This is a genomic window from Betaproteobacteria bacterium, from assembly GCA_016720925.1.
Classification (GTDB): Bacteria; Pseudomonadota; Gammaproteobacteria; order Burkholderiales; family Usitatibacteraceae; genus UKL13-2.
Genome location: JADKJR010000001.1, coordinates 315,603 through 338,655, shown reverse-complemented (window position 1 = coordinate 338,655; position 23,053 = coordinate 315,603). Strand labels below are relative to the sequence as shown.

General features: G+C 59.0%; 22 protein-coding genes and 1 riboswitch. Of the genes, 18 read left to right on the top strand and 4 right to left on the bottom strand.

The features are described 5' to 3' along the window. The first annotated feature begins 34 nt into the window (after positions 1-34). Together IPP88_01680 and ttcA are read left to right on the top strand one after the other, a co-directional pair. The gene (locus IPP88_01680; protein ID MBL0121478.1) at positions 35-799 is read left to right on the top strand and encodes a pteridine reductase; all 765 of its coding nucleotides are present in this window, start codon (positions 35-37) and stop codon (positions 797-799) included. 157 nt (positions 800-956) lie between these two features. Then, positions 957-1,895 (top strand): tRNA 2-thiocytidine(32) synthetase TtcA, encoded by a 939-nt coding sequence (gene ttcA / locus IPP88_01675; protein ID MBL0121477.1) that lies wholly within the window; start codon positions 957-959, stop codon positions 1,893-1,895. A gap of 16 nt (positions 1,896-1,911) precedes the next feature. On the opposite strand, the gene IPP88_01670 is transcribed toward ttcA, so the two are convergent. Continuing rightward, on the bottom strand, positions 1,912-2,298 hold the full coding sequence (locus IPP88_01670) for a hypothetical protein (GenBank protein MBL0121476.1): 387 nt from the start codon (positions 2,296-2,298) through the stop codon (positions 1,912-1,914). 407 nt (positions 2,299-2,705) lie between these two features. Here IPP88_01670 and IPP88_01665 point away from each other — a divergent pair, with 407 nt between their 5' ends. Continuing rightward, positions 2,706-3,974 (top strand): alanine--glyoxylate aminotransferase family protein, encoded by a 1,269-nt coding sequence (locus tag IPP88_01665; protein MBL0121475.1) that lies wholly within the window; start codon positions 2,706-2,708, stop codon positions 3,972-3,974. Between the two features lie 116 nt (positions 3,975-4,090). Here IPP88_01665 and metF read toward each other — a convergent pair whose 3' ends face one another. From metF to IPP88_01650, 3 genes are all read right to left on the bottom strand, one after another. Beyond that, complete coding sequence (gene metF, locus IPP88_01660) at positions 4,091-4,924, bottom strand: methylenetetrahydrofolate reductase [NAD(P)H] (protein MBL0121474.1); 834 nt, start codon at positions 4,922-4,924, stop codon at positions 4,091-4,093. A gap of 167 nt (positions 4,925-5,091) precedes the next feature. Then, the gene (locus IPP88_01655; protein MBL0121473.1) at positions 5,092-6,516 is read right to left on the bottom strand and encodes an adenosylhomocysteinase; all 1,425 of its coding nucleotides are present in this window, start codon (positions 6,514-6,516) and stop codon (positions 5,092-5,094) included. A 63-nt stretch (positions 6,517-6,579) separates the two neighbouring features. Further along, a riboswitch (S-adenosyl-L-homocysteine riboswitch) is annotated at positions 6,580-6,664 on the bottom strand. A gap of 16 nt (positions 6,665-6,680) precedes the next feature. Beyond that, on the bottom strand, positions 6,681-7,892 hold the full coding sequence (locus tag IPP88_01650) for a methionine adenosyltransferase (GenBank protein ID MBL0121472.1): 1,212 nt from the start codon (positions 7,890-7,892) through the stop codon (positions 6,681-6,683). A 155-nt stretch (positions 7,893-8,047) separates the two neighbouring features. Here IPP88_01650 and IPP88_01645 point away from each other — a divergent pair, with 155 nt between their 5' ends. The 15 genes from IPP88_01645 (at position 8,048) to hslU (ending at position 23,043) form a co-directional block, all read left to right on the top strand. After that, a complete protein-coding gene (locus tag IPP88_01645; protein ID MBL0121471.1) occupies positions 8,048-8,938 on the top strand; it encodes a lysophospholipid acyltransferase family protein in 891 nt (296 codons plus the stop codon). A gap of 6 nt (positions 8,939-8,944) precedes the next feature. Beyond that, positions 8,945-9,805 carry a lipid A biosynthesis acyltransferase gene (locus IPP88_01640; GenBank protein MBL0121470.1) on the top strand — a complete coding sequence of 287 codons (861 nt, stop codon included), beginning with the start codon at positions 8,945-8,947 and terminating at the stop codon, positions 9,803-9,805. Positions 9,806-9,840: 35 nt separating this feature from the next. Next, the gene (locus IPP88_01635) at positions 9,841-10,119 is read left to right on the top strand and encodes a hypothetical protein (protein ID MBL0121469.1); all 279 of its coding nucleotides are present in this window, start codon (positions 9,841-9,843) and stop codon (positions 10,117-10,119) included. Positions 10,120-10,140: 21 nt separating this feature from the next. Beyond that, complete coding sequence (gene dapF, locus IPP88_01630) at positions 10,141-10,980, top strand: diaminopimelate epimerase (GenBank protein ID MBL0121468.1); 840 nt, start codon at positions 10,141-10,143, stop codon at positions 10,978-10,980. Between the two features lie 17 nt (positions 10,981-10,997). After that, complete coding sequence (locus IPP88_01625; protein ID MBL0121467.1) at positions 10,998-11,735, top strand: DUF484 family protein; 738 nt, start codon at positions 10,998-11,000, stop codon at positions 11,733-11,735. 14 nt (positions 11,736-11,749) lie between these two features. After that, positions 11,750-12,673, top strand: coding sequence for a tyrosine recombinase XerC (gene xerC, locus IPP88_01620; protein ID MBL0121466.1), 924 nt, complete (start codon positions 11,750-11,752; stop codon positions 12,671-12,673). Continuing rightward, positions 12,670-15,096, top strand: a complete 2,427-nt coding sequence (locus tag IPP88_01615; GenBank protein ID MBL0121465.1) for a penicillin acylase family protein — start codon at positions 12,670-12,672, stop codon at positions 15,094-15,096. The genes xerC and IPP88_01615 overlap by 4 nt, the downstream gene beginning before the upstream one ends. A gap of 204 nt (positions 15,097-15,300) precedes the next feature. Next, a complete protein-coding gene (locus IPP88_01610) occupies positions 15,301-16,380 on the top strand; it encodes a GTP-binding protein (GenBank protein MBL0121464.1) in 1,080 nt (359 codons plus the stop codon). Between the two features lie 55 nt (positions 16,381-16,435). Beyond that, the gene (locus tag IPP88_01605) at positions 16,436-17,458 is read left to right on the top strand and encodes a GTP-binding protein (GenBank protein ID MBL0121463.1); all 1,023 of its coding nucleotides are present in this window, start codon (positions 16,436-16,438) and stop codon (positions 17,456-17,458) included. 6 nt (positions 17,459-17,464) lie between these two features. Then, the gene (locus IPP88_01600; GenBank protein ID MBL0121462.1) at positions 17,465-18,100 is read left to right on the top strand and encodes an ATP-binding cassette domain-containing protein; all 636 of its coding nucleotides are present in this window, start codon (positions 17,465-17,467) and stop codon (positions 18,098-18,100) included. Continuing rightward, complete coding sequence (locus IPP88_01595; protein MBL0121461.1) at positions 18,097-19,302, top strand: ABC transporter permease; 1,206 nt, start codon at positions 18,097-18,099, stop codon at positions 19,300-19,302. The genes IPP88_01600 and IPP88_01595 overlap by 4 nt, the downstream gene beginning before the upstream one ends. Before the next feature lie 117 nt (positions 19,303-19,419). Beyond that, positions 19,420-19,929 (top strand): DUF3299 domain-containing protein, encoded by a 510-nt coding sequence (locus tag IPP88_01590; protein ID MBL0121460.1) that lies wholly within the window; start codon positions 19,420-19,422, stop codon positions 19,927-19,929. A gap of 85 nt (positions 19,930-20,014) precedes the next feature. Then, positions 20,015-21,079 carry an anti-sigma factor antagonist gene (locus IPP88_01585; GenBank protein ID MBL0121459.1) on the top strand — a complete coding sequence of 355 codons (1,065 nt, stop codon included), beginning with the start codon at positions 20,015-20,017 and terminating at the stop codon, positions 21,077-21,079. A gap of 93 nt (positions 21,080-21,172) precedes the next feature. After that, positions 21,173-21,715, top strand: a complete 543-nt coding sequence (gene hslV / locus IPP88_01580) for an ATP-dependent protease subunit HslV (protein MBL0121458.1) — start codon at positions 21,173-21,175, stop codon at positions 21,713-21,715. After that, positions 21,715-23,043, top strand: a complete 1,329-nt coding sequence (gene hslU, locus IPP88_01575) for an ATP-dependent protease ATPase subunit HslU (GenBank protein ID MBL0121457.1) — start codon at positions 21,715-21,717, stop codon at positions 23,041-23,043. Before hslV ends, hslU begins: the two co-directional genes overlap by 1 nt. The last annotated feature ends 10 nt before the right edge of the window (positions 23,044-23,053 follow it).

The window sequence follows — 23,053 nt, the reverse complement described above, 5'->3', positions numbered from 1 at the left end:
GGGGTAGGTTAAAATTATTGAAGGCAATTATCCCATGACCACTCCTTCCAGCTCCCCCGCCATTCTTGTCACCGGTGCCGCGAAACGTGTCGGCGCGGTTATCGCGCGCACCTTGCATGCGGCCGGCGTGAACGTGATCGTGCATTGCAACCGTTCGCGCGCCGACGCGGACAAACTTGTCAAGGAACTCAATGTCCAGCGCCCGCATTCGGCCGCCTTGTTGCAGGGCGATTTGCTGGCATACAACGCACTCAAGGGCCTGATCGATCACGCGGCTTCCGAGTTTGGCCGCCTCGATGGCCTGGTAAACAACGCGTCGTCTTTTTTTGCCACACCGGTCGGCGCCATCGATGAAGACAGCTGGCACGAGTTGATCGATTCAAATCTCAAAGCGCCGCTATTTCTCTCGCAGGCAGCCGCGCCTTACTTGCGCAAAACACACGGCAGTATCGTCAATATCGTCGATATCCACGCCGAACGGCCACTGAAGGATTTCGTGGTGTATACGGTCGCCAAGGCGGGCCTGGCGGGACTCACGCGCTCGCTGGCGCTGGAGCTTGGGCCGGAGGTGCGGGTTAACGGCGTTTCGCCGGGGGCGATCCTTTGGCCCGAAGTTGGCAACCACGGCGGAAACGATTTTCCCGAAGCGGAGCAGACGCGAATTATTTCCCTGACCCCGCTGAAGCGCGTCGGCGCGCCGGAGGACATCGCCGGCGCGGTGAAATACCTGATGCTCGATGCGCCGTACGTAACCGGGCAAATTCTTGCGGTTGATGGTGGGCGCGGGCTGGTTGTGTAACGGGTGGGGAATACACCGAATTGCACCAATACTCGCCAACGTCGCAGTGAAACTTTGAATCAGCGGCCTCGCTGACAAAACTCAAGCACTGGCGTGGCTTCCGGGCCATTTTTCACACGGAAGCCGCGCCAATGCTTGCGTTTGGCAAATCGACCCCATGCGCGCCTCCTCGCGCGGTAAAATGCGGCGCATGAATATCGCCACGCCCGCCCTCTCGCAAAAACAGCAATTCGAGGCCAACAAGCTCACCAAGCGCCTGCGTCGGCTGACCGGCCAGGCGATTGCCGATTACAGCATGATCGAGGCCGGCGACAAAGTGATGGTTTGCCTGAGTGGCGGCAAGGATAGCTACGGCCTGCTGGATATCCTGCTGAAATTGCGCGAAAAATCGCCCGTGGCGTTTGACGTGTTCGCCTTCAACCTCGACCAGAAACATCCGGGCTATCCCGCGCACATTCTTCCGGATTACCTCAAAGGCGTGGGCGTTCCGTTCCAGATCGCCGAACAGGATACCTACGCCACCGTGAAACGCGTGATCCCCGAGGGGAAAACCATGTGTTCACTATGCTCACGGTTGCGGCGCGGCGTTATCTATCGCGTGGCGGGTGAGATCGGCGCAACCAAAATCGCGCTCGGCCATCACCGCGATGACATCCTCGAGACGCTGTTCCTCAACATGTTCTTCGGCGGCAAGATGAAGGCGATGTCGCCGAAACTGGCGTCAGATGACGGTCGGCATATCGTCATCCGCCCGCTCGCGTATGTCGAGGAAGCGGACCTTGAGGCCTACGCCGCGTACCGGCAATTCCCGATCATTCCCTGCGACCTGTGTGGCTCACAGGACAATCTTCAGCGCCAGCAGGTGAAGCAGATGTTGCGCGAGTGGGAAAGGAAATTCCCCGGTCGCATCGACAGCATCTTCCGCTCCATGCAGAACATTGCGCCCTCACACATGCTCGATCGGAATCTGTTCGATTTCGCCAATGTGAAGACGGACGGCGCCGCCCATGAAGACGGCGACAAGGCGTTTGACGCCGAAGAGTTCGCCGAGAGATATATCGAACCTGCGTCCGCGCAAATCATCACGTTCCGTTAGCGTCAGTTCGCTCACGTTACGCGGCAGGCGTCACCTCGCGCCGGTCGCGTTGAAAAAGCTTGACCAGGCCATACACCGCGAGCACGGGAATCGCCACGAAAAGGGCAAGCGGTGTGAACGCCAACAGAACGGCCAGGACTACCAGGACTGCGGCAAACGCCAGTGCCATCACTGTAATCAGCGCGGCACCCGCCAACACAGCGGTGACAATGATGCCCACGAAAACCAGAATCGGGATGGCAATCGCCCAGCCAAGTGCGGAGTCAGAAAGGTCTTCGTCAAACATCATCAGCGTGGGACCGCTGCCTGACGTGAGTGGACCCGACGTTATGACCGTAACTACGATGGCGAGAAACAATACGGCCAACAAGGTAAACAGCAGCGGGCGAGATATCTTGTTCATGTAAGCTCCCTGTGGGTGTCGAACGAAAGTTGATTGGCAATGACCACAGTCTGGCGGCGCCGGCAATCGCCGACAATCCGCCGCGGACGAATTGCAGAAATCGTTGCACGGAGGGTCAATTGCCGCTACCATGTTGCGATGCAACAAATAAATTTCCATCGGCCTGTGACACCGGATACCATCCGGCCTTCTCACCGGCCCACGCGCCTGCCAATATTCCGGCACACTCCCGGACGAGGTTGACCCCCTCAATGGTGTGACCCACGCGTCACGCCCCGCCCACAAGGCGGCTCATGCCCAATTGTTTCCCCGTCGCGCTCCTTGCCACCGGTCATTCCGGCGCCAGGGGCGAACTGATATCTTCTGACATGGCGCCAAAGAGTGCCACTCTCTGAAAGGCTCGATTCATGAACTCGCATCCCCCGCTCAAGCAGGTTTCACCCAGCAAGAAAATCACCTCATTTCACCCTCCGCAGCGCACGCTGATGGGCCCGGGCCCGTCGGACATCAACCCCCGCGTGCTGGCCGCGATGTCGCTGCCCGCCATAGGCTATCTCGATCCCATCTTTGTCGAGATGATGGAAGAACTGAAAACGCTGCTGCGCTACGCGTACCAGACGGATAACGCGCTCACCTTTCCGGTTTCCGGCCCGGGTTCGGTCGGCATGGAGACCTGCTTCGTCAACGCGGTTGCGCCCGGTGACAAAGTCATCGTCGGCCGCAATGGCGTGTTCGGTGGCCGCATGATCGAAAACGTCGAGCGTGCCGGCGGCACCGCGGTGGTGGTCGAGGCCGAATGGGGTGAACCGATCGATCCGAACAAGATTGAAGATGCGTTCAAAAAGAACCCCGACGCAAAGATTCTGGCTTTCGTCCACGCGGAGACGTCTACCGGTTGTCAATCAGACGCGAAGACGCTCGCGGCGATTGCACGCAAACACGATGCTCTCAGCATCGTTGACGCGGTCACGTCGCTGGGTGGTACGCCAGTACTGGTGGATGACTGGGGCGTCGATGCCGTGTATTCGGCCTCTCAAAAATGTATCTCCTGCACACCCGGCCTGTCACCGGTGTCGTTTTCGGAGCGTTTCATCGAGCGCGTCAAAGCCCGCGGCCAGAATGGAAAACGCGTCCAGAGTTGGTTCATGGACCTGAACCTGGTGATGAATTACTGGGGGAACACCAACCGCACCTATCACCACACCGCGCCGACCAACAGCCTGTTTGCGCTGCATGAGTCACTGCTGGTGCTGAAAGAAGAAGGCCTGGAGAACGCATGGGCACGCCACCAGCGCCACCATCTCGCGTTGAAGGCTGGTCTGGAAGCGATGGGCTTCAAATTCCTCGTCAAGGAAGGCAATCGCCTGCCGCAGATGAATGCGGTTTTCGTGCCTCAGGGGGTCAATGAAGCCGAAGTCCGCAAGATCCTGCTCACCGAATTCAATCTGGAAATCGGCGCCGGCCTCGGTCCGCTCGCCGGCAAGATTTGGCGGTTCGGGTTGATGGGGTATTCATGCAAACCTGAAAACGTGATGTTGTGTCTCTCCGCGCTGGGCTCGGTGCTGGCCGACATGGGACAGCCCGTGAAAGTGGGCGAGGCAGAGGCCGCCGCGCACCACGCTTACGCCGAGCAACATAAGCTGGATGCGCTGAAAAAGAAAAAGCTGGCAGCGTAGGGTTCTGGCTGCCGGCTCGACAAGAAAGCCGGGCAATGACAAAACTCCAGCACTGGCGCGGCGTTCAGAGTCATTTCGCCCGGAGCAGCTCGCCAGTGCTGGAGTTTATGGCGCGGCTAAATTCCGAGACGCTGCCAAATGGTGGAACTTAGCCCTGCGGAATTCAGCGTGTAGAAATGCAATCCGGGTGCGCCGCCCTCCAGCAATTTCGCGGCGAGATCGGTCACCACGTCCAGACCGAAAGCGCGAATCGACGCCGTGTCGTCGCCAAAGCCTTCCATCTTGCGACGGATCCAGCGCGGGATTTCCGCACCGCATGCGTCCGAGAAACGCGCCAGCTGCGAGAAGCTGGCAATCGGCATGATGCCCGGCACGATCGGAACCGCCACGCCCATCGCCTGCACCTGCTCGACAAAATGAAAGTATGCGTCGGCATTGTAGAAATACTGTGTCATTGCCGAGTTCGCACCCGCTTCGACTTTTCGCTTGAAATTCTCCAGGTCTTCCTGTGCACGCCGTGCTTGCGGGTGATATTCCGGATAGGCCGCGACTTCAATATGAAAGTGGTCGCCGGTCTCTTCGCGAATGAAGGTAACGAGATCGCTCGCGTGGCGAAACTCGCCCGCCACCGCCATGCCGGAGGGCAAATCGCCGCGCAGCGCAACGGTATGCCGGATCCCCGCATCCTTGTAGTGGTGAACCACTTCGCGGATGCTCTCGCGCGTAGAGCCAATGCAGGAAATGTGCGGCGCCGCATGATGCCCGGCCGCGCGAATCTCCAGCACGGTCGACAGCGTGCCTTCCTGCGTGGAGCCCCCCGCGCCGAACGTGACCGAAAAGAACGCGGGATGGAATTGCGCGAGTTGCTTGACCGTCTCACGCAATTTCGCCGCGCCCTCTGGCGTTTTTGGGGGGAAGAATTCGAATGAAAACTTGCGTGTGTCAGTCATTTGCCTTCCCGTATACCGCTGCCCATTAGTCCTCAGCCCGAAGTCGAGCAAACATCGAGCCAGCATTTGCCCGCGAGGCAAGGCGCAAGGCGCGCCGCGTGCTCATGCACGCAAGCAACGCCGCAACGCCCCAACGTAACCCCGGCGGGCAAAGGCGATGCTCGATGTCAGTAACGGTACGTATCCGCCTTATACGGCCCCTGCTTTGACACATGGATGTACGCCGCCTGCTGATCGGTCAACTCGCTCAGCTGCGCATTCAGTTTCTGCAACTGCAGGCGTGCGACTTTTTCATCAAGATGCTTCGGCAACGTATAAACACCGACCGGATATTTTTCCGTGTTGCAGTAAAGCTCGATCTGCGCGATGGTCTGGTTGGCGAACGAAGATGACATCACATAGGACGGATGCCCCGTGCCGCAACCCAGATTCACCAGGCGCCCCTTGGCGAGCAGGATGATGCGCTTGCCATCGGGGAAGATGACGTGGTCGACCTGCGGCTTGATTTCGTCCCATTCGTATTTTTCGATCGAGGCGACATCGATTTCGTTGTCGAAGTGACCGATGTTGCAGACGATGGCCTGATCCTTCATCTTCGCCATGTGGTCATGGGTGATGATGTGATAGTTGCCGGTCGCGGTGACAAAAATGTCGGCCTTGTCCACGGCGTAATCCATGGTCACGACGCGATAACCTTCCATCGCGGCCTGCAATGCGCAGATCGGATCGATTTCGGTGACCCAAACCTGTGCAGACAATGCACGCAACGCCTGCGCGGAACCTTTGCCCACGTCGCCATAACCGGCCACCACGGCCACTTTGCCGGCGATCATCACGTCGGTGGCGCGCTTGATGGCATCAACGAGTGACTCGCGGCAGCCATACAGATTATCGAACTTGGATTTGGTGACGCTGTCGTTGACATTGATAGCCGGGAACGCGAGCTTGCCATCCTTGGCCATCTGATAAAGGCGATGCACGCCGGTGGTGGTTTCTTCGGTCACGCCCTTGATTTCTTTCAGGCGCACCGAATACCAGTGCGGGTCTTTCGCGAGTTGCGCTTTGATGGCCGCAAACAGGATGCGCTCTTCTTCCGCGCCGGGGTTGTGCAACACCGTCGGGTCGCTTTCGGCGCGCGTGCCCAGGTGCAGCAGCAACGTGGCGTCACCGCCGTCATCGAGGATCATGTTCGAGTAACCGCCATCTTTCCATTCAAAGATGCGGTGGGTGTAATCCCAATAATCTTCCAGCGTCTCACCCTTGACGGCGAATACGGGCGTACCGTTGGCGGCAATCGCGGCGGCGGCGTGATCCTGCGTGGAGAAAATGTTGCACGAGGCCCAGCGCACCTCGGCGCCCAGCGCTTCAAGCGTCTGGATCAGGACCGCGGTCTGGATGGTCATGTGAAGCGAACCCGTGATGCGCGCGCCCTTTAGTGGCCGCGTAACGGCGAATTCTTCCCGGATTGCCATCAGGCCAGGCATCTCGGTTTCTGCAATCTTGATTTCCTTGTTGCCCCAATCGGCCAGTTTCAAATCGGCAACGTGATAGTCACCTTGAATCAAATTTTGTGGTTTCAATACCGCGTTCATAAAAGCTCCTTACATTCACATTGTTTCGCGAGCACCAAAAGAAAACGGCGCCCACACTGGTTTGCAGTGTGGGCGCCGTTGCTCAAGTGCTGAATACGTTTCCGAGCCTGGTCAATTTCTGGAATTGCTCGCAGCGCCCCTCGGAACGCGGAATTATACGGAGTTTATGCGACGCTGGCGAGGACCTTTTTGGCTTCACCCTTGAGACCGGCCGCATCCCGCAACTCGGCAATCCTGTCTGTCGCTTCCCACGTAAATTCCGGCTCCTCGCGGCCAAAATGGCCGTAGGCCGCAGTTTTGGCGTAAATCGGCCGCAGCAGGTCCAGCATTTGCACAATGCCTCTCGGCCGCAAGTCGAAATGCCTTGCCACGATTTCGGCAATCCTTTCGTCCGGAATCACGCCGGTACCTTCTGTATACACCGTAATATTCATTGGCTTGGCCACGCCGATCGCGTATGCCACTTGTACCTGACACTGGCGTGCGAGGCCCGCGGCAACGACGTTTTTCGCCACATAGCGGGCCGCATAGGCGGCGGAACGATCGACTTTGGACGGATCCTTGCCGGAAAATGCACCGCCACCGTGCGGGCAGGCGCCGCCGTAAGTATCGACGATGATCTTGCGCCCAGTCAGCCCGCAATCGCCCTGCGGACCACCGATCACGAAACGGCCGGTTGGATTCACCAGGAAACGCGTGTTTTGCAGCCATTCCTTGGGCAACACCGGCTTGATGATGTCTTCAATCACGGCATCTATGGCTGCCTGCTTCATCAGCTTGCCGTCGGACATCTCCGGGCTATGCTGGGTGGAAAGCACGACCGTGTCGATCGAATGCGGCTTGCCGTCCACATAACGCATGGTGACTTGTGATTTGGCATCGGGACGCAGCCACGGCAGGCGGCCATCACGGCGCAACTCGGATTGCCGCTGTACCAGGCGATGCGCGTAATAGATCGGCGCGGGCATCAGCACGCTGGTTTCATCGCACGCGTAGCCAAACATCAGGCCCTGGTCGCCGGCACCCTGATCCAGATTATTGTCCTGGGCCGCGTCGACACCCTGTGCAATGTCCGGGCTTTGCTTGTCATAGCAAACCATGACTGCGCATCCCTTGTAGTCGATGCCGTACTCGGTATTGTCATAGCCGATACGTTTGATCGTGTCGCGGGCCACACCGATATAGTCAATGTTGGCGTTGGTGGTAATTTCACCCGCCAGCACCACCAGTCCGGTGTTGCAAAGTGTCTCTGCCGCCACCCGTGAGTTTGGGTCTTGGGCTAGAATCGCGTCGAGAATCGAATCAGAAATCTGGTCCGCAACTTTGTCGGGATGGCCTTCGGAAACGGATTCGGACGTGAACAGAAAATCGGTCATTGGCTTCCCCATAAAATGAGCCCAACATCATTGATTAGTTGGCTCTGTCAATTGCATTGAAAACGCAGTACAGCCACGAATTTTAACAGAAAGCCTTTTTTGCCCCTAACGTTGCACCTAACGCCACGCCCGCCGATACCCGCAATGCAGCCCGGATTCGCACGGTGAGCGCCCTCTTTCGGCTACTCGGCAAACTGTCGCTGCGGCTGAACCATGCGTTTGGCACATGCGCGGGCTGGCTGGCATGGTGTGCGTCGGCGCGGCATCGGCGACTGACACGGGAAAATATCGCCCTGTACGGAAAACATGCGGGACTCGATTCATGCGATCAATTGGTCAAAGCCTCCATTGCGGAACAAGGCAAGGGCATCTCGGAATTGGCGATCGCCTGGACCGCACCGGTTGACCGCCTTTTTGCGCTGGTACGCACCTGTACCGGATGGGAGCATGTTGACGCGGCGAAAGCGCAACAGCGGGCAATCATCTTTGTCACGCCGCATCTTGGCTGCTTCGATATTGCCGGGCGCTACCTTGCAACGCGCATCCCGATCACCGCCCTGTATCGGCCGCCGAAACAGGCGTGGCTGGAACCGCTCATGCAACAGGGCCGCATGCGCGGTGGCGCCACCACTGCCGCCGCCGACGCAAGTGGCGTGAGGGCCCTGCTGAAGACCTTGAAAACCGGCGGCAACATCATGATCCTGCCGGATCAGGTGCCTGCGCCCGGGCAGGGCGGCGATGGCGTATGGGCAGATTTCTTTGGCCGGCCCGCCTTTACGATGACCCTGCTACCGCGGCTCGCGCGGTCCAACGACGCCGCCGTGCTATTTTTCTTCGCCGAACGCCTACCCCGAGGGGCGGGCTACCACGTACATATCGAGCCCATGTCCGAGGCGTATTCGAGCGATAAACACATTGCCGCGCGCCAGACCAATGCCATGGTGGAAAGACTGATTGCGATGGCACCTTCCCAGTACCTGTGGGGATACAATCGATATAAATCCCCCGCTGGCGCACCCGATGCGCCAAGTCAATCACCACAATAGTCAATGATGCGTGCTGTCCTGTTTATCCTCTGGTGCCTTCGCTGGCTTCCGCCCCGCTGGGTGTCGGCGCTGGGCAATGGTCTGGGCGGACTGTTGTTTCACTGGGGACGCAAGCGCGTCACGCTGATCAACCTGAAAGCATGCTTCCCGGAGAAGTCCGACGATGAACGTGAACGCATCGGTCGCGGCGTGTTCCGCAATCTGGCGCGATCGACGCTTGAACTCGGCCGTCTGTGGTACGCGCCGCTCGATGTCGCACTGGCAAACGTCAAACTGATCGACAGGCACCTCATGGATGAATGGGCCGGCAAAGTGCCGATCATCGTGTTGGCGCCGCATTTCGTCGGACTCGACATTGGCGGCGCGCGCTTTTCCCGCGAGTATCCCGGCGCATTTTCGATGTATTCCGAGCAGAAGAACAAGGTGTTCGACAAAGCGCTTCGCCGTTCCCGCCAACGCTACAACGATGCCACGCTGATTACGCGGCAACAAGGCTTGCGACCTGTGCTGAAGGCGCTCAAGGAAAAGAGGCCGTTCTACTATTTGCCCGATATGGATTTCGGCGCCAAGGACGCGGTATTCGTGGATTTTTTCGGTATCAAGACCGCAACTGTCACGGCCATGTCACGGCTTTGCGGAATTACCGGCGCAAAAGTCATTCCGTTGATAACTTGCCAGACCGGCGCCGGTTACGAGGCACAGTTCTATCCGGCCTGGGAGAATTTTCCTTCGGGCGATGTCGAGGCCGACGCGCGGCGGGTGAACGCATTCCTTGAAGATCGAATCCGCGAAATGCCCGACCAGTATTTCTGGGTGCACAAGCGCTTTAAGACCCGCCCCCCCGGGGAGCGCAATTTTTATGATTAAATGAGCGGCTCTAGCGGAGTGAGGGGATCATAAACATGGCTCAATTCCAAGTCCTGCTGCGCGGCGAACATTTCTTGCTGAACCGGGAAGGCAAGGAAGGCTGGTACGGCTTCATCAAAACCGTCTACGTGCAATCCGAAACAGCCGATTCGGCTTGTGAATACGCCGTAAAGCAGGCCATCTCCGACCCGGAGTTTCGCGCCTCGGTGCGAAACTCCGCCGACAACCCGCCCGAGATGAACGTTGAAGATTGTTCCGAGATTGAAAAGAATCCCGATCTTCAGGACAGCCCGTTCATCTACACCCCCGAATAGAAATCCGCTCCATTGGCGCAACTGTCATTACGCTTCACCAAAATGCATGGCCAGGGCAATGACTTCGTCATGCTCAATGGCGTCTCGCAAACCATTTCCCTCAGTCCCGCGCAGATCCAGCGCATTGCCGACCGCCACTTCGGCATCGGCTGCGATCAACTGCTATTGGTTGAACTCGCCACCAACGCGAATGCCGATTTTCGTTATCGCATCTTCAATGCCGACGGCGGCGAGGTCGAGCAATGCGGCAATGGCGCGCGGTGTTTTGCACAATTCGTCCGCGACGAGGGCCTGACCACCAAGCAGGAAATCCGGGTGGAAACACTGTCCGGTCTGATCGTGCCGCGAATAGAGGCGGATGGTAGGGTCACCGTGAACATGGGGCCGCCGCGTTTTATCCCGGCCGAGATTCCCTTCAAGGCTGAGGTGGAGTCCCTCAAATATGCACTTGACGTCCGAGGCACGCACATCTCCATCGGCGCAGTTTCAATGGGCAATCCGCATGCGGTACAAGTCGTCGCAAATGTCGATACCGCGCCGGTGCGCGAGACCGGCCCACTGATCGAGAATCACGAGAAATTCCCGAATCGTGTGAACGCAGGCTTCCTGCAGATTGTCGATCGCGGACATGTGCGATTGCGCGTCTGGGAACGCGGTGCTGGTGAAACGCTGGCTTGTGGCACTGGCGCATGTGCCGCCGTGGTTACGGGTATCCGGTGGGGATTGCTCGACTCAAGCGTGGTCGTCTTCACGCGTGGCGGCGAACTCACGGTAACATGGCAAGGTGGCGACGATAAAAGCGCGCCGGTATTGATGTCGGGGGCCACCGCGACAGTATTCAAGGGCGAAATTGCAGTCTAGAGAAAAGGTTGTCCAACGTGTCGAATGTACTAAGCACCGAACAAGTCGCGGAATTCCTGAGAGCCCACCCGGATTTTTTTGAGCAACATGTGGATGTGTTGCTGAACATCAACGTCGCTCACCCGCATGGCGGGCGCACGGTGTCGATTCCCGAGCGCCAGTTGATCGCCACGCGCGAGAAGGTGAAGTTGCTTGAATCCAAACTCGCGGAACTCGTCAATTTTGGCGAGGAGAATGACACGCTCTCCGACAAGATCCACGCGTTGGCGCTGCGGCTCATCGATTGCACAACGCTCGATCAGTTGATCGACACGGTCTATCTCGATCTGCTGGACAATTTTCAGGTGCCGCATGTCGCCGTGCGCCTTTGGGACGTGGTACCGCCCGGGACGCCGTCCCCGGAATTCCAGCCTGCGAGCGCGGAACTGAGCCGGTTTGTGGACGCCATGAAGGAACCGTATTGCGGAAGTCATCCGGTGTATGAAACCAATCACTGGTTTGGCGAACATGCGCCTCATTTGAAATCGTATGCGCTGGTTCCATTGAAAGTGGGGCGGGCGTTTGAACCGCTGAGAATGGGGCAGACCTTCGGCCTGCTGCTGATGGCGTCCGAGAATGCGGAACGGTTCTACGCGGACATGGGTACCGTATTCCTGACCCGCATCGGCGATGTACTGGCGCATTGCCTCGCCCGGCACTTGACGTTTGTACCCGCCGCCACGGCCCTCGCGCCGGAGCCGCCTTTAACAGCGTGAACGGCACACGGCCAATGGTTGCTGCTTCCATTGAGCGCTACCTGAGTTTCCTGACGCACGAGCGGCGGCTTGCCGCCATGACGGTAAAAAGTTACCGGCGGGATCTTGTGCTTTTGACCGCGCTCGTCGATGGTCTCAAAGGGCCTAAGGATTCCAGCGCTGGCGCTGAACGAACGCTGGAAAGTTTGTCGCAGGCCGACATTCGCCGATTTGCGGCTACATTGCACGGCAAAGGTCTCAGCGCAAAATCATTGGCACGGGTGCTGTCCGGCTGGCGCGGCTATTTTGGCTTTCTGGTGCAAAACCAACAGTTCACGATCAACCCCGTGGATGGCGTGAAAGCCCCCAAGGCGGCCAAACGCCTGCCGCAGACCTTGTCGCCGGATGAAGCCGTGCGGCTGGTGAGTTTTGCCGACGATACGCCCGAGGGCATTCGCGACCGCGCCATTTATGAGCTGCTGTACTCCTCCGGCCTGCGCGTATCCGAAGTGACCGGGCTCGACATTGAAGGCATCGATTTCTCCACCGCGGAAGTGCGCGTCACAGGCAAGGGCAACAAGACCCGCATCGTGCCGGTGGGAAAGCACGCCATGGAGGCCATCTGGCGCTGGCTCAAAACGCGCCGCACGGTCAAAGGCGCATCGGAAGGCGCGCTGTTTCTGGGAACACGCGGCGCGCGCATCAGTCCGCGCGTGGTGCAAAGCCGCATCAAGCGCTGGGCAACGCTGCAAGGATTGACCATCGACCCGCATCCGCATATGTTGCGGCATTCCTTCGCCTCGCATGTGCTGCAATCTTCCGGGGATTTGCGGGCCGTGCAGGAAATGCTCGGCCATGCGAGCATCGCCTCGACGCAGGTGTATACGCATTTGGATTTTCAGCATCTCGCAAAGGTCTATGACGCCGCGCATCCGCGGGCGAAACGAAAGAAAACATGATCCCCCGGAACCCGTCACCGCGAAGCCAACGTTTTCTGCGTATCGGTCGCAACATATTTCTCGGCATTGGCGCGCTGCTTGTATTGGTCGTAATCGCCGCGTATGCGATGCTGCGAGCCAGTCTGCCGGTACTGGATGGCGACCACAAAGTTGCGCAGCTCCAGTCCACCCTATCGATTGCGCGCGATGATCGCGGCACCGTGTCGATTCAAGCACGCAGCCAGCCGGACGCCATCCGCGCGCTGGGGTACGTGCACAGCCAGGAGCGTTTTTTTGAAATGGACCTTGCGCGGCGGTCCGCCGCCGGCGAGCTTTCCGCCCTGCTCGGCGCGGCCACCTTGCCCATGGACAAGGACAAACGCCGCCACCGCCTGCGCGCGCGCATGACGGCGCAGTGGCAATCGCTGCCGCCTGCGGATCGTGCATGGGTCAGCGCGTATACAGAAGGCGTCAATGCCGGCCTCAACGCGTTGAGCGCAAGGCCATGGCAATACTTCGTCCTGCGCACCACACCCGAACCCTGGCATGAAGTCGATTCAATGCTGGTGGTGGGTGAAATGTATTTCATGCTGCAGGCGCGGGGATTCGAAGAGCGCTTCAACGAAATCGGGTTGCGGAAGAAGATCGGCGATCGCCTGTTCGGCTGGCTGAAACCTTCCGGCGGCGGTTGGGACGCCGCGCTCGACGGCAGCGAAATTACACCGCCCGCAATGCCGGTGTCGACCGAGTTTGACACGCGAAACGCGAAAGTCGCTGCGCGGCAAATCAATACGAGCGAGTCCGAATCGGTTGCTCTCGACGAACGCAACGACGAAGCGGTCGGCAGCAATAACTGGGCAATTGGTGGCGCGTTGACGAGTCACGGCGGCGCGATGCTGGCTGACGACATGCATCTCGGCCTGGGTGTGCCGAACATCTGGTTTCGCACACAGATCAGCATCGGCGAGGGAGCGGCTGTGCAGCGTGTTGCCGGCGTCACCTTGCCCGGCCTGCCTGCCGTCGTGGTGGGCAGCAATGGCCACATCGCCTGGGGATTTACCAACGGTTACGGCCAATGGTTTGACTGGGTGGCGCTGCCAAAAGCGGCGACCAGTGACAAACCTGCCATCACCACCTATCGCGAAACCATTACGGTCAAGGGCGGCGAGAACGAAGACATTGAGGTTCGCGAATCTCCGTTCGGCCCGATTCTGAAAACAGACACTGACAATGATTACGCGCTCTCGTGGGTGCTGTATCGCGACGGTGGCGTGAACATGCGTGCGGGCGACATGATGTTTGCGCAAAATGTTGATGACGCGATCGCCATTGCGCACGCGAGCGGTATCCCGCACCAGAATGTACTGATTGCCGACAAGCAGGGAAACGTGGCCTGGACCATCATGGGGCGCATCCCGATGAGCGAATCCGTTCCCCGGCAATCGACGCGCGGCCAGTTGACGCCGCTTGCCGCGCTGCCAACCGGATGGCTCGCGACCAATCGCTATCCATTGGTAAAGAATCCCGCCGACGCACGTCTGTGGACTGCCAACAACCGTCAACTTGGACCCGAAACCGGTCAGGGCGGGGATGCAATCGGCGACGGTGGTTTTGATCTCGGCGCGCGCGCCATGCAAATCCGCGACCGCTTGCGTGCACAGCCGGCGTTCGATGAAAAAGGCCTGCACGCGATTCATCTCGACACCGAATCGCGGTTCCTGAAACGCTGGGCCGACCTCGCGATCGGGACCGCCACCGCGCGCGCCAACGAAAAGACCACCGCCATCGCCGGCGAACTCAAGCGCTGGAATGGCCGCGCCGATATCGACCAGACGGGGCATCGCATCGCACGCGCATTTCGCCAGCAGGTCATGGATCAGTTGTGGAAGGAGTGGCTCGCGACCGCGGCGGGGTTGTCGCCATCATCGGCGCCGGCCGGCAAACAGGAAGGCACATTCGGCTTTGACGGCAAATTTGAATATCCAGTATGGCAGGCGCTGTCGACGCGTCCGCCGCACCTGCTGCCCAAACCGCACCGCGACTGGGACGATTTTCTGGCAGCACAGTTGGCGGCGGTACACGATGAGTTGGTGAAGCAGCACGGCAAGATTGCGGACGCGACCTGGGGCAAACGTAACATCGCGCGCATCAAGCACCCGTTCTCCCGCGCGATGCCGTTCCTGTCGGCGGTACTGGATATGCCGGCCACGCCGCTGGCAGGCGACAACAATATGCCGCTGGTGGCCGCGCCCACATTCGGCGCGTCGCAGCGCATGGTGGTGTCGCCGGGCCGCGAGGAACAAGCCATTTTCACCATGCCCGGCGGGCAAAGTGGACATCCGCTGTCACCGTTTTACGGTGCCGGACACGACGACTGGCTGCAAGGCAAGCCGACACCACTGCTGGCGGGCGAAACGCGGCATACGCTGCAGCTCACGCCGTAGCGTTAAAAGGTGAAACTCAAGCACTGACGCGGCTTTCAGAGCAAAACAAGCCTGTAAGCCGCGCCAGTGCTTGTGTTTGCGTTGTTTGTTGCATTCCAGCCGCCGCGCCGCGAATCCGCGCCATCGGTGAGCATCTGATCCGATCGCGCGTGGCCCTTCTCATCGCCGCGCATCGGCCGTCGATCGGGTAACCTTCCGCATTCCATGACTGCATCCTCAATTACCCCCGTCACCCTGCTCACCGGCTTCCTCGGCAGCGGCAAGACCACGCTGCTGAATCGCCTCTTGCGGCAGCCAGGAATCGAGGAAACCGCCGTGCTGATCAACGAATTCGGCGCCGTGTCCATCGACCATTTGCTGGTACGCGAAGCGAGCGAGAATCTGACCGTGCTGTCGAACGGATGTATCTGCTGCTCGGTCGCCGGCGACATGGTGCAGGCATTGCGCGATTTGTATTTCAAGCGCGCCAATGGCGACGTTCCCGACTTCAAGCGCGTGATCATTGAAACCACCGGGCTCGCTGATCCGGCGCCTATCATGCACACGCTGATTGAAATGCCGCTGGTGGCCGCACGCTATTCGCTGGCCGGCGTGGTCACGACGGTGGACGCCGAGCACGGCGATGCACAGCTTGACCAGCACATCGAGAGCGTCAAGCAGGCGGCGGTGGCGGATCGCATTGTGCTGACCAAGACCGATTGCGTACCGCGTGCGACAGTCGACGTGTTGCGTGCGCGATTGCTCACACTGAATCCGGGCGCGCGGATTTTTGAAGCGGTGTCCGGCGAAATCGATCCGTCCGTCCTGTTCAACACCGGCCTGTATCAGCCGGGGCAGAAGACGCCCGATGTGCAAGCGTGGCTGCGGGCGGAGGCTTATCGGCCGCTGGTTGCCACGACATCGGCCGCGCCATTCAAGCGCGCGGCGCCTGCGGTGCGGCACGATGAACGCTTCCATGCGTTCGCGATGGTGTTCGATCAACCGATTATTTGGCAGCAATTGGTGGACGCGCTGGAAACACTCACGACGTTGCGTGGCGATCAGCTGCTGCGCATCAAGGGCATCGTCAATGTGGCGGGTGAAGCGCGACCGCGTGCCATTCATGCGGTGCAGCACACAATCTATCCTGTCGCGCAACTGGCGGCTTGGCCGGACGCGGATCACACGACGCGTCTGGTGTTTATCACGCGGGATCTGGACGAGCGAATCGTCAAAGAGACCCTGTGTTCCTTCATCCACAACGAAAGCGCTCTTTCCAACGGTGGCTCGCAAAAGGTGGCTTGAAGCCGCCTGCGACCGCCCCCATTTTGATTAATTGAATTCCCGCGAAGAGTTATACATGTCAACACAAACATCGAAAAAATCCCCCATCCCCACCACCATCCTCACCGGCTTTCTGGGCGCGGGCAAAACCACGCTGCTCAATCGCATCCTGACTGAGCGCCATGGCGAGAAAATCGCCGTGATCGAAAACGAATTCGGCGAGGCCGGCATCGACAACGATATCCTGGTGCAGGACAAGGAAGAACAAATCATTGAAATGAACAACGGCTGCATTTGCTGCACCGTGCGCGGTGATCTGGTGCGCATCCTCGGTGAACTGGCTGACAAGCGCAGGAAAGGCAAACTTAAATTCGATCGCGTTATTATCGAGACCACCGGCATGGCCGATCCCGGCCCGGTCGCGCAGACATTTTTCATGGATGACGACGTTCATCGCTACTACGTACTTGATGCCGTCATCACGGTAGTGGATGCCAAGCACGCGCAACAGCAGCTCGACGGCAATGAACAGGCACGCCAACAAATTGGCTTTGCCGACCGCGTGCTGATATCGAAAACCGATCTGGTCGCCAAGGAAGAAACCGACGCGCTGATCAGCCGCATGAAGCGCATGAATCCGCGCGCCACTTACAAGCCGGTGCATTTCGGCGAAACCGACATCAAGGAAATCCTCGACGTTCGCGGCTTTAACCTGAATTCGGTGCTGGAAATCGATCCAGACTTCCTGAAGGAAGATGATCACCACCACGATGACGACATCCAGTCGTTCGTATTCACGTCCGAACGCGCGCTGGACATGGAAAAAATAGAAGCATTCCTGTCCCTGCTGATCCAGACCTACGGCAATGACATGCTGCGATACAAGGGAGTGCTCAACATCGAAGGGGAGAACAGCCGAATGATCTTCCAGGGTGTTCACATGACCATGGGCGGCAGTCCCGGCAAGCCGTGGGCAGCGGGAGAAACGCGGGCCTCAAAAATGGTTTTCATCGGGCGCAATCTGCCCAAGCGAATCTTCATCGAGGGCCTTGCCTATTGTGTGGCGGATGACGCCAGGACGGTGATTGAACTGAAATAGTCCTCGATGATGGTGGAAATCACCGGCCTCCGGGCCGGCTACGATGGCAGGGCGGTGCTGGTGCTCGACCACTTTCTGGTTGCGGCCGGACAACACACGCTTGTGCTGGGGCCTTCCGGTTCGGGCAAGACCACGCTGCTGAATATTGTGTCGGGTATCGCGCTGCCGATGGCGGGCGAGATCCGCGTCAATGGCGCCAGCCTGAACGGACTTACGGCCAGTGACCGGGACCATTTTCGCGGCGGGCACATCGGCTTCGTCATGCAACGGCTGCATCTGATCTCAGCGCTCACCGTCGAGGCAAATTTGCAGCTTGCGCAAAAACTGGCAGGGATTCCCGTTGATGACAAACGCATTCATGCCATTCTCGACACATTGGGGATTGGTGATAAACGGCACGCCTGGCCACGCCAGCTTTCGCAGGGCGAAGCGCAGCGTGTCGCCATTTCGCGCGCGGTGATGAATCGTCCCGCACTGATCCTCGCCGACGAGCCGACGGCAGCGCTTGACGATGCCAATTGCGCGGCGGCCATCAATCTGCTGTTCAATCAGGCGGTTGAACACGGCGCGACATTGCTGGTGGCCACGCACGATCAACGCATCAAATCCCGTTTCACGCAAGTGCTGGAATTGCGTTCATGAATGCGCTGGCGATCGCACTGCCGCTCGCTCTCGCTTATCTGCGCGAACGCCTGCTCGCGACGCTGCTTAATATTCTCCTGTTGGCTCTCGGCATCGCGACCATCGTCGCCCTGCTGCTGACTCTGACGCAGGCCGAGGAACGCATGGATCGCGATGCGGCCGGCATCGATTTGGTGGTCGGTGCAAAAGGCAGCCCGCTGCAACTGGTTCTGTCCTCGGTTTTTCAGGTTGATGTCCCGACCGGAAATATCCCGCTCGCCGAGGCAACCCTCATCAGTGCCGAATCCGCCGTCAAGCGGGCGATCCCGCTGGCGCTGGGCGACAGTTACCGGGCCTTTCGCATCGTCGGCACGCGTCCCGACTACCTTGAACTCCACGCCGCCGCCGTTGAGACCGGTCGAATGTGGGCCAAGCCGATGGAAGTGCTGCTTGGCGCGGAAGCGGCAGCGCGCACCGGGCTGAAGCTGGGGCAATCGTTTGCCGGGACCCATGGCCTAACCGATGGCGGCGGCGCCCACCCCAATCAACCATTTGAGGTCGTCGGTATCCTCAAGCCCACCGGCGCGGTGATCGATCGCCTCATCCTCACCCCGGTGGAAAGCATCTGGGCCGTGCACGCGCATGGCGATGCAGGCAAAACCGAACATGCCGACGCGGAAAAAGAAATCACCGCGCTACTGATTCAGTACGCCACGCCGATGGCCGCCGCCTCGTTCCCGCGACGCGTGAACGCCATCAGCGGGTTGCAGGCCGCCGCGCCGGCGATGGAAATTTCCCGCCTGTTCGCCTTGCTCGGTTTCGGGGTGACCGCATTGAAGCTGTTCGCCGGCATCATGATGCTGTGCGCGGGCTTGGGCATTTTCATCGGCCTCATGAACGCCCTCGATGAACGCCGCGCGGATCTGGCCTTGTTGCGGGTGCTCGGCGCGAGTCGCGGCACGGTGTTTCTCACCATTCTCGCCCAGGGGTTCGCGCTGGGCGTCGCGGGAGTTATACTTGGCCTCTTGCTGGGTCATGTTGGCGCGGAGTGGATCGGTCAGACGGTTGCAAATGTCCACCGTGTGCAACTCACCGGGTTGGTGTGGGCCAACGCGGAATTCCGGGTGATCGGCGCGGCGCTCGGGCTGGCATTGGCGGCAGGATTATTTCCCGCGTGGCGCGCTTATCGGGATGCCATGCCAGAACTTTTGGGCCGCGCGTGAATCGATTCAACGCCGGATGATTTCCAGAAACGGATTTAAAGGCGACGTAACGTGAATTTGCGGTGGGCAGAAATCTTTCGGTTTTGCGGGCAACAGTCTGTGTCCATTGCGACGCAAATGGTCGCGGCCACCACTTCAATTTTTTTCTTCGTGTTTCTCTCCGTCGCCCTTGCGGGCAATGCCACAGCCGCCGCCCCCGAAGCCCCCAAGATCGCCGACGAACAACTCTATAGCTACATCGGCAAGGACCCGCTGCCACCGGGCACTATTGCCTGGCAGCTGTTGCGTCAGGTGAAGGTGGTGGAGGAAAAGAAAGCGGGCAAGACTACCCTGCGCCCGGAATTCAGCGCGCAAATCAGGGAACTCGACAAGCAGCAGGTCAAAGTCTACGGCTTCGTCCTGCCGCTGACGACCGCCGTCAAGCAGTCGCATTTCCTTCTTTCCCCGCTGCCCACCCATTGCCCATACTGTGTTTCGCAAGGGCCCGATTCAATGATTGAGGTTGTTGCCAAAATGCCGCTGGAGTTTTCTCCATGGGATGCAATTGTGGTTTCAGGGCGCCTTGAGCTGGTGAATGATTCTTCGTTGTATTATCGATTGACCGGCGCTGAATTGGCCAAGAACTGAACCGCACACAATGGCTACTTCACATCCTGGAAAAACCGGTTTGTACCCCAAGGCAACCGGCCTTGCTGCCACGACGAAATCGGCCATGATAAGTTCAGGCGGCTTTTCCAGCGAACAACTTTCCCCGGACTCGAACAGCTTTCCCGCGCTCTACGAAGCGGCGATTCTGTATTCCGCCGATTGCTACGAAGGCGCCGAGGCAACCCTCAAGGATCACCTGAAAACCAAGGATGGCAAGGACAGCATCCGCACCTGGCTGATGCTGTTCGACCTGTACCAGTTGACGCACAATCGTCCGGAGTTCGACAACCTGTCGATGCTCTTCAGCGTCAAATTTGAGCGTTCGCCACCGGTATGGGCGGATTCCGCGGATACGTCGGACCCGCGCCGCAAAGAAAAGCGCGAACGCAAGGATTTCTTTTCGCTGAAGCCCGCATTCGACGGCGCGCTACTCGGCGAAATCGACAAGTTTGAAGCCTTTGCCACCAAGATGGGGACCGGTCGCATCGGTCTGGACAAAGTCACCGCCATGCTGCCGGAAGAGGCGGAACTGTTCTCCATTGTTTTTCAGCGTTTGCGTCGCTCGAAAATTCCGATCTGGTTTAATGGCATCGATGAGTTCGCCGCAATGCTCAAAAATAGTATCAACGAAGCCGCGGGCGAGTCGCTGGCCAACAGCTTGGGTTATTGGTCGCTATTGTTCGAACTCTACATTCTCGATGGCAAGCTGAACGAGTATGAAGAGCTTGGGCTCGAATACGCGGTGGCGTTTGAAGTGTCTCCTCCGCCGTGGGACGTGGTCGTTCGGCCTTCCGGGCAGGATGGAGCCAATCATCTGCTGGAGAGCACCACAACCAGCACGGCGGTTTATAGCGGATTCCCGTTAAAAGGCGTGATCAGCGCCAGCAACAAGGAAATGCTGCAACAGCTATCCGTTTACGCTTCATCCCATCAGGAAGTATTGGTCGACATGAGCAATCTCATGCGCATCGACTTTGCCGTGGCCGGACAGTTTTTTGAAACCATACGCGCCATTCATCTCGCCCAAAAGCGCGTCATCCTCTCCAATCTGAACGAGCTGACCGCGGCGTTGCTGGAAGTTTTTGGCATGACCAAGCATGCCATCCTGATGCGCAAGAAGGCGGCTTGAGGCGAGGCGCACGCCTCACATGGGCAAGTTCGCCGTCTCTTGCTTTCGGGAAACTCTCCCCCACCTCTGCTGAAACAACCTCCACGCGCAATCATGGAACCTGAACAATTTCACGGCACCACCATTATTTCCGTCCGTCGCGGTGACAAAGTCGCCATGGGCGGCGATGGCCAGGTCACGCTCGGCAACATCGTCGTCAAGGCGACCGCGCGCAAGGTCCGGCGCCTGCACAAAGACCAGGTGCTGGCCGGATTCGCCGGCGCCACCGCGGATGCCTTCACCCTGTTCGAGCGCTTCGAAGCCAAGCTCGACAAGCATCAGGGTCACCTGATGCGTTCCGCCATCGAACTCGCCAAGGATTGGCGCACCGATCGCATCCTGCGCCGCCTCGAAGCCATGCTCACGGTGGCCGACCGCACCAGTTCATTGATCATCACCGGCACGGGCGACGTGCTTGAACCTGAACTGGGATTGCTGGCGATCGGCTCGGGCGGCGCTTATGCGCAGGCTGCCGCGCAGGCGCTACTGCAAAACACCGACATGCCGCCGGCCGAGATTATCAAGAAGGCCCTGACCATTGCCGGCGAGATTTGCATCTATACCAACCAGAACCATACGATCGAGATTCTCGAGTGATGACACCCAAAGAAATTGTCAGCGAACTCGACAAACACATCGTCGGCCAGGCCGCCGCCAAGCGCGCCGTCGCCATTGCGCTGCGCAATCGCTGGCGCCGCTCGCAGGTACCCGAGCCGCTGCGTAACGAAATCACGCCCAAGAATATCCTGATGATCGGGCCGACCGGTGTGGGCAAGACCGAGATCGCGCGGCGGCTGGCGCGGCTGGCCGATGCGCCCTTTCTCAAAGTGGAAGCCACCAAGTTCACCGAAGTTGGCTATGTCGGTCGCGATGTAGATTCCATCATTCGCGACCTCGCTGAAATTGCCATCAAGCAGGCGCGCGAGCACGAGGCGCACAAAGTGCGCAGCCTTGCCGGGGACAATGCGGAGGAACGGGTGCTCGATGTGCTGCTTCCGCAAGCACGCAATTTCGATTTTTACAACAAGGCCGACGCCGACAATACCGACGATAGCAGCACCCGCCAGAAATTCCGCAAGATGCTGCGCGAAGGCAAGCTCGATGATCGCGAGATCGAAATAGAAATCTCCGCCACGCCGGCCTCGATGGAAATCTTCGGCCCGCCGGGCATGGAAGAACTCACCCAGCAGATCCAGGGCATGTTCCACAATATGGGACAAACCCGCAAGAAGACCCGCAAGCTCAACGTCAAGGAAGCGATGAAGCTCCTGATCGACGAAGAAGCGATGAAGCTGGTCAACGATGAAGAGACCAAGATCGGCGCAATCAAGAATGTCGAGCAGAACGGCATTGTATTCATCGATGAAATCGACAAGATTGCGAGCCGATCCGAGATGCAGGGCGCGGATGTGTCGCGCCAAGGCGTGCAGCGCGACCTGCTGCCGCTGATCGAGGGCACGACTATCTCCACCAAGTACGGCATGATCAAGACCGATCACATCCTGTTCATCGCCTCCGGCGCCTTTCACTTGTCCAAACCCTCGGACCTGATTCCCGAATTGCAGGGCCGCCTGCCGATTCGCGTTGAACTTTCATCGCTGTCGATCGAGGATTTCGAGGCCATCCTCACTAACACCGACGCCTGCCTCACCAAGCAGTATCAGGCGCTGCTGCAAACCGAAGACGTGACGGTGGAATTTCCGCCGGAAACGGTGCGGCGCCTGGCCGAAATTGCCTTTGCCGTGAATGAGAAAACCGAAAACATCGGTGCGCGGCGCTTGTACACGGTGATGGAAAAGTTGCTGGAAGAAGTTTCGTACGATCCCGCTTCGCGCGGCAGCAAGTTCGTGGTGTCGGCGGAATATGTGAACGAGAAGCTGGGCGAACTGGCGAAGAGCGAGGATCTGGCGAGGTATGTGCTGTAGGTACGCATTC

What these genes read in the sequence shown, in the direction of transcription:
- IPP88_01615 (MBL0121465.1), top strand. Translation starts at nt 12,670, where the DNA reads ATGATCCCCCGGAACCCGTCACCGCGAAGCCAACGTTTTCTGCGTATC.
- IPP88_01600 (MBL0121462.1), top strand. Translation starts at nt 17,465, where the DNA reads ATGATGGTGGAAATCACCGGCCTCCGGGCCGGCTACGATGGCAGGGCG.
- IPP88_01670 (MBL0121476.1), bottom strand. Translation starts at nt 2,298, where the DNA reads ATGAACAAGATATCTCGCCCGCTGCTGTTTACCTTGTTGGCCGTATTG.
- IPP88_01635 (MBL0121469.1), top strand. Translation starts at nt 9,841, where the DNA reads ATGGCTCAATTCCAAGTCCTGCTGCGCGGCGAACATTTCTTGCTGAAC.
- IPP88_01665 (MBL0121475.1), top strand. Translation starts at nt 2,706, where the DNA reads ATGAACTCGCATCCCCCGCTCAAGCAGGTTTCACCCAGCAAGAAAATC.
- hslV (MBL0121458.1), top strand. Translation starts at nt 21,173, where the DNA reads ATGGAACCTGAACAATTTCACGGCACCACCATTATTTCCGTCCGTCGC.
- IPP88_01655 (MBL0121473.1), bottom strand. Translation starts at nt 6,516, where the DNA reads ATGAACGCGGTATTGAAACCACAAAATTTGATTCAAGGTGACTATCAC.
- IPP88_01590 (MBL0121460.1), top strand. Translation starts at nt 19,420, where the DNA reads ATGGTCGCGGCCACCACTTCAATTTTTTTCTTCGTGTTTCTCTCCGTC.
- IPP88_01595 (MBL0121461.1), top strand. Translation starts at nt 18,097, where the DNA reads ATGAATGCGCTGGCGATCGCACTGCCGCTCGCTCTCGCTTATCTGCGC.
- xerC (MBL0121466.1), top strand. Translation starts at nt 11,750, where the DNA reads ATGGTTGCTGCTTCCATTGAGCGCTACCTGAGTTTCCTGACGCACGAG.
- IPP88_01610 (MBL0121464.1), top strand. Translation starts at nt 15,301, where the DNA reads ATGACTGCATCCTCAATTACCCCCGTCACCCTGCTCACCGGCTTCCTC.
- IPP88_01585 (MBL0121459.1), top strand. Translation starts at nt 20,015, where the DNA reads ATGATAAGTTCAGGCGGCTTTTCCAGCGAACAACTTTCCCCGGACTCG.
- hslU (MBL0121457.1), top strand. Translation starts at nt 21,715, where the DNA reads ATGACACCCAAAGAAATTGTCAGCGAACTCGACAAACACATCGTCGGC.
- IPP88_01680 (MBL0121478.1), top strand. Translation starts at nt 35, where the DNA reads ATGACCACTCCTTCCAGCTCCCCCGCCATTCTTGTCACCGGTGCCGCG.
- IPP88_01650 (MBL0121472.1), bottom strand. Translation starts at nt 7,892, where the DNA reads ATGACCGATTTTCTGTTCACGTCCGAATCCGTTTCCGAAGGCCATCCC.
- IPP88_01605 (MBL0121463.1), top strand. Translation starts at nt 16,436, where the DNA reads ATGTCAACACAAACATCGAAAAAATCCCCCATCCCCACCACCATCCTC.
- metF (MBL0121474.1), bottom strand. Translation starts at nt 4,924, where the DNA reads ATGACTGACACACGCAAGTTTTCATTCGAATTCTTCCCCCCAAAAACG.
- ttcA (MBL0121477.1), top strand. Translation starts at nt 957, where the DNA reads ATGCGCGCCTCCTCGCGCGGTAAAATGCGGCGCATGAATATCGCCACG.
- IPP88_01640 (MBL0121470.1), top strand. Translation starts at nt 8,945, where the DNA reads ATGCGTGCTGTCCTGTTTATCCTCTGGTGCCTTCGCTGGCTTCCGCCC.